Annotated in this window: 10 protein-coding genes; 5 read left to right on the top strand and 5 right to left on the bottom strand. The window is 66.0% G+C overall.

The genetic code is table 11. The features are described 5' to 3' along the window. Positions 1–6: 6 nt before the first annotated feature. On the bottom strand, positions 7–903 hold the full coding sequence (gene gcvA, locus Q0316_RS10655) for a transcriptional regulator GcvA (RefSeq protein ID WP_298672065.1): 897 nt from the start codon (positions 901–903) through the stop codon (positions 7–9). 20 nt (positions 904–923) lie between these two features. Between gcvA and Q0316_RS10660 the strand changes: the two genes are divergently transcribed. The 3 genes from Q0316_RS10660 to purC all read left to right on the top strand — a co-directional run bounded on the left by Q0316_RS10660 (position 924) and on the right by purC (position 3,148). Then, positions 924–1,181, top strand: a complete 258-nt coding sequence (locus Q0316_RS10660; protein WP_298672068.1) for a hypothetical protein — start codon at positions 924–926, stop codon at positions 1,179–1,181. Positions 1,182–1,384: 203 nt separating this feature from the next. Then, positions 1,385–2,236 (top strand): alpha/beta hydrolase, encoded by an 852-nt coding sequence (locus tag Q0316_RS10665; RefSeq protein ID WP_298672071.1) that lies wholly within the window; start codon positions 1,385–1,387, stop codon positions 2,234–2,236. 132 nt (positions 2,237–2,368) lie between these two features. Beyond that, a complete protein-coding gene (purC, locus tag Q0316_RS10670) occupies positions 2,369–3,148 on the top strand; it encodes a phosphoribosylaminoimidazolesuccinocarboxamide synthase (RefSeq protein ID WP_298672074.1) in 780 nt (259 codons plus the stop codon). Positions 3,149–3,242: 94 nt separating this feature from the next. Here the strand turns inward: purC and Q0316_RS10675 are convergent, their stop codons facing one another. Both Q0316_RS10675 and Q0316_RS10680 read right to left on the bottom strand, forming a co-directional pair. Next, entirely contained in the window at positions 3,243–3,497 is a 255-nt protein-coding gene (locus Q0316_RS10675) for a hypothetical protein (RefSeq protein ID WP_298672077.1), read from the bottom strand. Positions 3,498–3,629: 132 nt separating this feature from the next. Beyond that, positions 3,630–3,989 (bottom strand): hypothetical protein, encoded by a 360-nt coding sequence (locus tag Q0316_RS10680; RefSeq protein ID WP_298672080.1) that lies wholly within the window; start codon positions 3,987–3,989, stop codon positions 3,630–3,632. Between the two features lie 117 nt (positions 3,990–4,106). On the opposite strand from Q0316_RS10680, the gene uvrA reads away from it, so the two are divergent. Together uvrA and Q0316_RS10690 are read left to right on the top strand one after the other, a co-directional pair. Continuing rightward, positions 4,107–7,028, top strand: coding sequence for an excinuclease ABC subunit UvrA (uvrA, locus tag Q0316_RS10685; RefSeq protein ID WP_298672082.1), 2,922 nt, complete (start codon positions 4,107–4,109; stop codon positions 7,026–7,028). 102 nt (positions 7,029–7,130) lie between these two features. Continuing rightward, positions 7,131–8,924, top strand: a complete 1,794-nt coding sequence (locus Q0316_RS10690) for an amidohydrolase family protein (protein ID WP_298672085.1) — start codon at positions 7,131–7,133, stop codon at positions 8,922–8,924. Between the two features lie 41 nt (positions 8,925–8,965). Here the strand turns inward: Q0316_RS10690 and Q0316_RS10695 are convergent, their stop codons facing one another. Together Q0316_RS10695 and Q0316_RS10700 are read right to left on the bottom strand one after the other, a co-directional pair. Then, complete coding sequence (locus Q0316_RS10695; protein WP_298672088.1) at positions 8,966–10,609, bottom strand: acyl-CoA dehydrogenase; 1,644 nt, start codon at positions 10,607–10,609, stop codon at positions 8,966–8,968. Beyond that, the coding region (locus tag Q0316_RS10700; RefSeq protein WP_298672091.1) for a hypothetical protein at positions 10,606–10,801 on the bottom strand (196 nt) is incomplete at its 5' end. The genes Q0316_RS10695 and Q0316_RS10700, both read right to left, overlap by 4 nt.

The raw sequence follows: 10,801 nt of genomic DNA on the forward strand, positions 1-10,801 counted from the left end.
ACGCTATCAGGACAACGGCGCGTTCCGCGCCACCTCGGCCAGCAGCCATTCGCGAAAGCGCGCGATCTTGGGCACGCGGCGGCGATGTTCGGGGCAGACCAGCCAATAGCCGAAATTGCGCGTCGAGGTCTGTTCGAACAGGCGCACCAGCCGCCCCTCCGCCAGATCGTTGCGCCAGAAGAACGGCGTCAGCATCGCCACCCCCTGCCCGGCCATCGCGGCATTGCCCTCATGCGCCTGAGAATCGAGCCGCATCCCGGCACGAAGCGCCCCCGGCGCGACTTCCACCCCCGCCTCACGCAACCAATGCGCCCACCACGGATCCTGCGGGCTGATGAGCGGCAGGCGGAGCAGATCGGCGGGCGCAAGCCGGCCACCATGCGCGGCGAGGAATTCAGGGCTGCACATCGGGGTGAAATCCACCCGCATCAGCAGATCCTGCGACAGGCCGCCCCATCCGCCAAGCCCGGCGCGGATCGCGATATCGACATCCTCGGCCGCGAAATCGGTCAGCGTATCGCTGGTCTGCAGCCGCACGGCCATTTCCGGATGCGCGATCTGGAACGCGCCAAGCCGCCACACCAGCCAGGTGTTCGCGAAGGTGTTCGAGGTGGAAAGCGTCAGCACCGCCTCATCCTCCGCCCGGATGCCGGCGAACGCGGCGTCGATCGCATCAAACGCCCGCGTAAGCTGCGTCGCGGCCCGTTTCCCCGGCTCGGTCAGGATCACGCGGCGACGCTCGCGGCGGAACAATTGCGTGCCGAGCCGCTCCTCCAGCAAGCGAATCTGATAACTCACCGCCGCCTGGGTCATGCCCAGTTCCTGCCCGGCGGCGGTGAAATTCTCATGCCGCGCGGCGGCTTCAAACACGCGGACGGCGGCAAGCGGAGGGATTCGGCGCATCGCCCATCAATAAGTACAGCTTGTCTATCGAGTCGAGCGATTTGTTGGCGCCAAACGGCGTCCTGCGGCATTGGGGCCAGGTCAACGCAAACGGACAGGAGGAAGAATTGCGCGACGATTTTCTAACCCAGTCCTGGGCAAATTCACATCTTTCGTTCACCCGCTCGGTGGCGGCGGCGATTTCGGGCTTTGCCGCCACGGCCAGGATCGGTTTCGCGCGGCTGCATCGGCAGCAGTTCGACGCCCCATGGCGTCAACACAACCCGCACTGCGGCTGATCGCCTTTCCCGGCGTCGCGCGCGAAAGCGACCTCCCCCAAGCGATCGGCGGCTCCGCCCCTCATCCCGCCGCCGATCGGTCGCTCGCCGCGACAGCCGGGAATCCATATCCGAATCCGCGTCCCCGAAAAATCGACACGAGACAAAGGGGATGTGAGCGGCGATAGATAGGCGCTCACATTCCATTTCGGCCTTCCCGATCCATGACCGCGCGCGCATTCCTGACCTGGGCTGATCTCACCGGCCGACCGCGCCCTTCGTGCGATCGCACATTCGTCTATGGCGCGGACCCGTATCAGAAGGTGGACCTATGGCTTCCCGCCGGTGACGGGCCGCACCCCGCAGTGGTGATGGTCCATGGCGGGTGCTGGGAGAGCGCGATCGCGGACCGGACATTGATGGACTGGCTGGCCGACGATCTCCGCCGCGCCGGCATCGCGGTGTGGAATATCGACTATCGCGGCGTCGATCGCCCCGGCGGCGGCTATCCCGGCACCTTCGAAGATGCTGGCGCGGCGGCGGATCTGTTGGCGATCCACGCAACGGCATTCCGGCTCGATACCCGGCGCATCGTCGCCGTGGGTCATTCCGCCGGTGGTCATCTCGCACTCTGGCTTGCCGCACGCGCGCGCCTTCCAGCAGACAGCCCGTTGCGACGCCCCGATCCGCTCAAGATCGCGCATGTCGTGAGCCTGGGCGGGCTCCCCGATCTGGAAGCGACCGCCGCCAGCCCGGATAACGGCTGCGGCACCGAGGTTATCGCGCGGCTCGCCGATTTCTCGCGACCGGCGCCGTTCGCCGACATCTCGATCCCGCACCTGCTGCCGCTCGGCGTGCCGCACGATCTGGTGAACGGGCGCGAGGATCGCATTGTCCCCTATCGCCTGGCGACCGACTATCTTGCCACCGCCACCGCCGCCGGGGACCGGGTGGCGCTGCATACGATCCCCGCGACCGGGCACGTCGAACTGGTCGCACCCGAATCCGCCGCATGGGCAACCGCCAAAACGCTGATCGGCGCGGCGCTCGCACCTCGGTTCGCAGGCGGCGCATAGTACTGATCCGCGCCATACGATGGCCGATTGATTGCGCGCACCGTCCCCTTCCCGTATAGCGCGGGTTCGAGACTCCCGCCCCGGCCGCGCGGCACCGCGCCGCCGGGGCTATTCCTTTTCAGGGGATTGGTGATGGCGCGGCGGCGGCAGATCTATGAAGGCAAGGCGAAGATCCTTTATGAGGGGCCTGAACCCGGCACGTTGATCCAGTATTTCAAGGACGACGCGACCGCCTTCAACGCGCAGAAGAAGGGCACGATCAACGGCAAGGGCGTGCTCAACAATCGCATTTCCGAGCACGTCTTCACCCTGCTCGATCATATCGGCGTGCCGACGCACTTCATCCGCCGCCTGAACATGCGCGAGCAACTCATTCGACAGGTGGAGATCGTGCCGATCGAGGTGGTGGTGCGCAACGTCGCCGCCGGATCGCTGAGCAAGCGGCTCGGCATCGAGGAAGGCACCCGCCTGCCGCGCACGATCCTGGAATATTATTACAAGGACGACGTGCTCGGCAACCCGCTGATTACCGACGAACATATCGCCGCCTTCGGCTGGGCGGGGCAGGAGGAGATGCATGACATCGCGGACCTCGCGATCCGCATCAACGATTTCCTGTCGGGCCTGTTCGCCGGCGTCGGCATCCGGCTAGTCGATTTCAAGCTCGAATTCGGCCGGATCTGGGACAATGATTATGGCCGGATCATCCTGGCCGACGAAATCAGCCCGGACAATTGCCGTCTGTGGGACATGACCACCAACGAAAAGCTCGACAAGGATCGCTTCCGGCGCGATCTCGGCGGCGAGGCGGAGGCGTATCAGGAGGTCGCGCGGCGGCTGGGGCTGTTGCCCGAGGGCGAGGATTCCGCCGTCCTCGATCTCGAAACGCATCGCAAGCGCCGGGGGAAATAACCCCCTCGGGCGGCGCGCAATCGCCCTGCCCGAAACGGCCACGGCCCTCCTCCGGCGATGGTGCCGGAGAAGGGCATGGTTGAAGGGCTGCGGCTTACTGGTGCGCCGGTGCCGCGCCGGGATGCGCCGCCTGCGCCTGCTTCTGCGCGGCGACATTGGCTTTGTGCTTATAATAATAATGGCCCGCGGCGCAGCCCGCCATCGCGCCGGCAATGGCATGATGCCCGGCATAATGCCCGGCGACACCACCCGCGACCGCGCCGCGGATGCACCCCTTGGCGAGCGCAGGCGATCCGCTGAGCGCGAGCGCACCGGCGGCTGCGGCAAGCATCAACTTCGATTGCTTCATGATTTCCTCCTGAGCGAGAGCGCATCTTCTGGCAGCCGCCGCCTGACACAATCGCGTCCGGCGGATGAAATCGCGGTAATCGTCCGTCGCGCTTTCCCGGCCAACAGGCAGTTCCGGCTGCGTCGAATCCGCCTACCGCGCCGTCTTCGCGCCGAAGATACGATCGAGGACGGCATCAGCCATTTCGCTCACCGTATCCGCCACGCGCAGCGGGTCGATCATGCCGGGATCGCCCGGCTTCGCGCAACAGCCCGCCGCCTCGGCATTGACGCGATGCTTCATCGCGGCGGTTGCAGCGGCCGCGGCGGCCATCGTCAGCCCGGAGGCGATGATTTCGCGCCCGGCAGCGGAATTCGCCTTGTCGAGCAGCACCTCGCCCGCCTGTCGCAGTTCCTTCGGAATCTTCAGGCCTGCGATCTTCTTCGGAATCCGCTTCGCCTTCTTGCCGTCCTTCTTCGCCATCATCCGTTCCCACGCCGACCAGTGTGCCATTGATATAAGACACATCCACCGATCCGCCAGCCCCGCCGCTCGGCTTGCCGCTTTTGTTTGCCGCCCCCATCTTTACAGGGCTGGAAAGCCTCGCGGAACAGAAGTAGAACCTCTTTCATGCTGACTCACATATCCGTCCGCGGCGCGCGGGAGCACAATCTCAAGAACGTCGCGGTGGATATCCCGCGCGATACGCTGACGGTGATTACCGGGCTGTCGGGATCGGGCAAATCGAGCCTCGCCTTCGATACCATCTATGCCGAGGGGCAGCGCCGCTACGTCGAGTCGCTGTCGGCCTATGCGCGGCAGTTCCTCGAACTGATGCAGAAGCCCGATGTCGATCATATCGAGGGCCTTTCCCCCGCCATCTCGATCGAACAGAAGACGACGAGCCGCAATCCCCGCTCCACCGTCGCCACCGTCACCGAAATCTACGATTACATGCGCCTGCTGTGGGCGCGGGTCGGCGTGCCTTATTCGCCCACCACCGGGGAGCCGATCAGCGCGCAGACCGTCAGCCAGATGGTCGATCGCGTCATGGCGCTTCCGGAAGGAACCCGGCTCTACCTGCTCGCGCCGGTCGTGCGCGGTCGCAAGGGCGAATATCGCAAGGAACTCGCCGAGTGGCAGAAGGCCGGCTTCACCCGCGTGCGCATCGACGGCGAATTGCATGAGATCGACGAAGCGCCCGCGCTCGACAAGAAATACAAGCACGATATCGAGGTGGTGGTCGATCGCCTCGCGGTGAACCATGGCATCGCGACGCGGCTGGCCGACAGTTTCGAAACCGCGCTTAAGCTGGCCGATGGCCTCGCCTATGTCGATCTGGCCGACGGCGTGGTGCCGGGGCGCGAGGATGAGGCATCCGCCGGCGGGCAGATGAAGAATGCCGGCATCCCGGCCAACCGCATCGTCTTTTCCGAAAAATTCGCCTGCCCGGTCAGCGGCTTCACCATTGCGGAGATCGAGCCGCGGCTCTTTTCGTTCAACGCGCCGCAGGGCGCGTGCCCGGCATGTGACGGGCTGGGCGAAAAGCTGATCTTCGATGAGGATCTCGTCGTCCCCAATCACGATCTTACGCTCAAGAAGGGCGCGATCGTGCCATGGGCGAAATCGAACCCGCCCTCGCCTTATTACATGCAGGTTCTGGGCAGCCTCGCGCGCGAATTCGGCTTCAACCTCGAAACGCCGTGGAAAGAACTGCCGGGCGAGGTGCGGTTAATCATCCTGCATGGCACCGGCGGCAAGCCCGTCACGCTCACCTTCGTCGACGGCAAGAAATCATATGACGTGAAGAAGCCGTTCGAGGGCGTGATCGGCAATCTCAACCGCCGTATGCTCCAGACCGAGAGCGCCTGGATGCGCGAGGAACTGAGCAAATATCAATCATCGCAGCCGTGCGAAGTGTGCGACGGCGCGCGCCTCAAGCCGGAGGCGCTGGCGGTGAAGATCGCGTGCGAGGATATCAGCCACGCCACGCGCATGTCGGTGGTCGATGCGCTGCAATGGTTCAACACGCTGCCCGATCACCTCAACGATCAGCAGCGCGCGATCGCCGAACGCATCCTGAAGGAGATCGTCGAGCGACTGGGCTTCCTCAACAATGTCGGGCTGGATTATCTCAACCTCGATCGCACCTCGGGCACGCTTTCCGGCGGCGAAAGCCAGCGTATCCGCCTCGCCAGCCAGATCGGCAGCGGGCTTTCCGGCGTGCTCTACGTGCTCGACGAGCCGTCGATCGGGCTGCATCAGCGCGATAATGACATGCTGCTCGCCACGCTGCGGCGGTTGCGCGATCTCGGCAACACCGTGCTGGTGGTCGAACATGACGAGGATGCGATCCGCACCGCCGATTATGTGATCGACATGGGGCCGGGCGCGGGCGTGCGCGGCGGGGAGATCGTCGCGCATGGCACGCTCGATCAGTTGCTGAAGTCGCAAGGATCGGTCACCGCCGATTATCTCAATGGCACGCGCGCGGTTCCCGTGCCCGCGAAGCGCCGCAAGGGCAGCGGCAAGAAGCTCACCGTGCATAACGCGACCGCCAACAACCTGCGTGATGTGACGGCGAGCATCCCGCTCGGCACCTTCACCTGCATCACCGGGGTATCCGGATCGGGCAAGTCGAGCTTTACCATCGACACGCTTTACGCCGCCGCCGCGCGGCAGCTCAATGGCGCGCGCATCCTTGCCGGCAGGCATGAGAAAATCAGCGGGTTGCAGCATCTCGACAAGGTGATCGACATCGACCAGTCGCCGATCGGCCGCACCCCGCGATCGAACCCGGCGACCTATACCGGCGCCTTCACCCAGATTCGGGATTGGTTCGCCGGCCTGCCCGAATCACAGGCGCGCGGCTACAAGCCCGGCCGGTTCAGCTTCAACGTCAAAGGCGGGCGGTGCGAGGCGTGCCAGGGCGACGGCGTGCTCAAGATCGAGATGCACTTCCTGCCCGATGTCTATGTCACCTGCGACGTGTGCCACGGCGCGCGCTACAACCGCGAAACGCTGGAGGTGAAGTTCAAAGGGCATTCGATCGCCGACGTGCTCGACATGACGGTCGAGGATGCCGCGGAATTCTTCAAGGCGGTGCCCCCGATCCGCGACAAGATGGCGATGCTGACGGAAGTGGGCCTCGGCTATGTCAAGGTCGGGCAGCAGGCGACGACGCTGTCGGGCGGCGAGGCGCAGCGGGTGAAGCTAGCGAAGGAGCTATCCCGCCGCGCCACCGGCAATACGCTCTACATCCTCGATGAACCCACCACGGGGCTGCATTTCGAGGACGTGCGCAAGCTGCTGGAGGTGCTGCACGCGCTGGTCGAGCAGGGCAATACGGTGGTGGTGATCGAGCATAATCTCGATGTCATCAAGACGGCAGACTGGATCATCGACCTCGGCCCCGAAGGCGGGGTGAAGGGCGGCGAGATCGTCGCCGAAGGCACACCGGAGAATGTCGCGTCGGCGAAGGGCAGCTTCACCGGCCATTATCTCGCGCCGTTGCTCAAGCGCGCACCCGCTGAACCTGAACTCGTGAAATAGCACGCCCTTGCCCTGCGGCGCGGCCACGGGCGCCCGCCGGCCCGGTCGCAAAATTCTGAAAACGACTGGCCAGAGCGCGCCGGGCACGACAAGAACGCTCCAATGACGCTTTCAACATTCTCCCGCGCTGGTTTCGTGCTGCTTGCCTCCGGCGCGCTACTCGGGGCCAGCCAATTGGCCGCCGCGCCCGGCGACGGCACCATCGCGATCGTCGGCGCAACCGTGTTCGACGGCACCGGCGCTGTGCCGCACGTGGCGACGGTGGTGATCCGCGACGGGCGGATCGTATCGGTGAAGCCCGGCACCGGCGCGCCCGGCGGCGCGCGCGTGATCGACGCGCGCGGCAAGGCGCTGCTCCCCGGCTTTTTCGATCTCCACACGCACTGGACCCCGGCGGGCGAGCCAAGCACCACGCCACAGATCGCCACCGATTACGTCAAATCCGGCGTCACCACGATCAACGATTTCCACGAACAGCCCGAAAGCTATGCCCCGCGTCGCGAATGGCTGAAAACGCTCGTCTCGCCGCACGTCAACTTCGCCGCGCGGATCAGCACGCCGGGCGGGCACGGCGCGGATTGGGGCGATCAGGCGACGACGATCTGGATCAACACGCCCACCGCCGCACGCGCCGCGATCGAGACGCTGAAACCATACAAGCCCGATCTCATCAAGGCGTTCACCGACGGCTGGCGCTATGGCACCGCGCCAGACAACACGAGCATGGACGGCTGGACGCTCAATGCGCTCACCGATGCGGCGCACAAGGCGGGATGGAAGGTGCTGACCCATACCGTCACCGTCGATCGCGGGCTGGTCGCGGCGCGCAGCGGCGTCGATTCGCTCGCCCACGATCCGCAGGACCGCGACATGACGGCCGACGAGGCGAAGGCGATCGCGGCCACGAAAATGGCGGTGGTGCCGACGCTCGCCGTCTATGATCCCGACAAGAACGGCCCGGCCCGGCCGGATGATCCGCGCTATCGCCAGAGCCTCGCGAAGTTCAGCCATGCGCTGCATAATGTGAAGGTACTGTTCGATGCCGGGGTGCCGATCGGCGTTGGCACCGATGCAGGGATGCCCGCGACGCCGCATGGCAGCTCGACATTACGCGAAATGGAATTGCTCGTCCGCGCCGGGCTGACACCGGCGCAGGCGCTGATCGCCGCGACGCAGACCAGCGCGAAGATCATGGCGCAGGATGGCGATCGCGGAACGATCGTGCCGGGCAAACGCGCCGATCTCGTACTGATCGACGGCAAGCCGTGGGAACGGATCAGCGACGTTTACAAGGTGTCGCGGGTGATGATCGACGGGCGGCTGGTGTTCGGCCCCGGCGCCCCCGCGCTGCCGGCGGCGAACCGCGCGACGCATATGCCCGCCACCAATGTCCCGGCGCTGGTCGATGATTTCGAGAAGCCCGATGGGCGCAGCGCGCTCGATACGCTGCGGCTCGAAACCGGCGATGGCGGGATGGATCGCTCGCTGGAAATCACGCAGATCGTGCCACGCGCCGATGGCGGCCACGCGTTGCAACTCGCCGCGCGGATGGCGGTGAAGGACGGCGCCTATGCCGGCTTCGCGGTGCCGCTGACGCGCGGCTCGGTCCAGCCGGTGGACGTGCGCCGCTACACGGGCGTGCGGTTCGACATCAAAGGCCCCGGCGATTTCGCGCTGCGACTGAACGGGCTGGAGGGTAGCTGGTCCGCCCCGGTGAAGGGCGCCGTCGGCTGGACGAGCATCGAGGTGCCGTTCAGCGCGCTCCAGCCGGTCAAAATGGGCAATCGCGCGGGCAGGCCATGGTCTGGCGACGATATCGTTCAGATCGAACTGGGCGGCACGCGGCCTAGCGGCCAGACGATGACCTTCGCGATCGACAATATCCGCTTTTACTGAAGCGAATGCGCCGATCACCGCCAGCGCGGATGATCGGCGCCTTATTTTCCTTCGATCGCCAGCGCCTGCTCTAGCAAGCCGCGACCGATCACCTTGAGCGCTAGCGTTTCCTCCGCGCCTTCGAAGATCGACAGCACGCGCGCGTCGATCCAATAGCGGCTGACCGCGCTTTCCTCAGCATAGCCCATGCCGCCGTGGATCTGGAGCGCCTCACGCGTCACCATCTCTGCCGAGCGGCAGGCGATCAGCTTGGCGAGGCTCGCCTCCATCCGCCCCCCGCCCTCGTCCAGCGCGCGGCCAACCGCATATGCCAGCCCGCGACAGGCGGCGAACCGCGCCGCCATCTGCGCGATCTTCACCCGCGTAAGCTGGTAATCGACGAGCGGTGCGCCGAACACCTTGCGATCCTTCGCATAGGCAATGGCCGCGTTCAGCGCGGCGCGCATCACGCCCAGCGCGCGGCCCGCCGTCTGGATGCGCCCCCCGGTCATCCCCGCCATGGTGAGGTAGAAACCGCGCCCGAGCCCGGCTTCGCCGCCGACGACATTGCCGTCCGGCACGAAGAAGTCCTCGAAGGCGAGGTCGAACGAATGCATCCCGCGATAGCCGACCGTCGGGATCGCCCGTCCGCGCAACACACCCCCGCCGGGCTGTTCGCAGATGAAATCATGCCCGTCGAACGACGGCTTTTCGACCAGCAACAGGCTTAACCCGCGATAACCGAGCGAGCGATCCGCGTCGGTGCGGGTGACGACCATCAGCAGCCCGGCCTTGCCCGCGAAGGTGCACCAGGTCTTGGCGCCATTGAGCAGCCAGCCGCCGTCGACGGGCATGCCGCGCAACGTCAGCCCCGCCACGTCGGAGCCATGATCCGGTTCGGTGATGGCGATTGCGCAGAGCGGATCGCCCGCCGCGATGCGCGGCAACCAATGTGCCTTCTGCGCCTCCGTTCCGCCCGCCATCAGCGCGCGGCTCAGGATCTCCGGTCGGGTGATGAGGCTACCCGCCGCCGCCAACGACGCTTCGGACAGCGCCTCCGTTACCGCGATCATCATCGGCGTGTTTTCGCCCTCCGCCGGCGCGGAGCCGCCGAACTGCTCCGGGATGGAAAGCCCGAACACCCCCATCTCGCGCATCGGCCCGAGCAAGGTCTCGGGCACGGTAAGATCGCGCCGGTGAATCTCCTCCGCCAGCGGCGCAACGATATCGCGCGCGAAACGGCGGAAGGCGTCGCGCGCCAGCAGCGTCTGCTCATCAAGCGGAACATCGCCCAGTTCGCCGGTTGCCTCGGCCACCGCCTGCCCCAGCGCGGCAAGAGACTCCGGCGTTCCCGCCTCGCGCCTCAACCGTCGCACGTCGGCGACGATCGCATCCAGCGTGGCCAGCGGCAGCCCCAACGCGAGGAAGATGCCTTCCAGCCGCCCGAGAACCAGCGGTGCCACCTCCGCCGCGAAGGCGAGGCCAAGCCGCATGTCGAGCGCGGATCGCTCGCCCACATCCGATGTGGCGTACCGGGCGGCGAGCAGGTCCGCGTAGCACAACGCCAGATCATAAGTGATCGACTGATGCGCATCGAGCGCGGCAGTGTTCAATCGCCCGCCGGATGAGCAAGCGCCCGCGGTTGCGCGTACCGCGCTCGCCAGTGCAGCATCGAGCGAGGCCAGCGCCTCGAATTGCTCAGTCACAGCCCGTCCCTCCCAACCCCGGCGCGGATAGGAGAAATATGCGCCGATCGCCAGCGCCCCGGCATCCGGGCGATGACGATCAGCGTATCGAAACGAGGCGGTTCAGCCCTGCCGGCCGCGCGGCCCGCCCGGCTTGCGGCCCGGACCTTTGCCAAAACCCGCGCCGCCACGCGGCCGCGCGTGCGGGGGGCG

Source organism: uncultured Sphingomonas sp. (genome assembly GCF_937871615.1).
Lineage (GTDB): Bacteria > Pseudomonadota > Alphaproteobacteria > Sphingomonadales > Sphingomonadaceae > Sphingomonas.

What these genes read in the sequence shown, in the direction of transcription:
- Q0316_RS10665 (WP_298672071.1), top strand. Translation starts at nt 1,385, where the DNA reads ATGACCGCGCGCGCATTCCTGACCTGGGCTGATCTCACCGGCCGACCG.
- Q0316_RS10675 (WP_298672077.1), bottom strand. Translation starts at nt 3,497, where the DNA reads ATGAAGCAATCGAAGTTGATGCTTGCCGCAGCCGCCGGTGCGCTCGCG.
- gcvA (WP_298672065.1), bottom strand. Translation starts at nt 903, where the DNA reads ATGCGCCGAATCCCTCCGCTTGCCGCCGTCCGCGTGTTTGAAGCCGCC.
- purC (WP_298672074.1), top strand. Translation starts at nt 2,369, where the DNA reads ATGGCGCGGCGGCGGCAGATCTATGAAGGCAAGGCGAAGATCCTTTAT.
- uvrA (WP_298672082.1), top strand. Translation starts at nt 4,107, where the DNA reads ATGCTGACTCACATATCCGTCCGCGGCGCGCGGGAGCACAATCTCAAG.
- Q0316_RS10680 (WP_298672080.1), bottom strand. Translation starts at nt 3,989, where the DNA reads ATGGCACACTGGTCGGCGTGGGAACGGATGATGGCGAAGAAGGACGGC.
- Q0316_RS10690 (WP_298672085.1), top strand. Translation starts at nt 7,131, where the DNA reads ATGACGCTTTCAACATTCTCCCGCGCTGGTTTCGTGCTGCTTGCCTCC.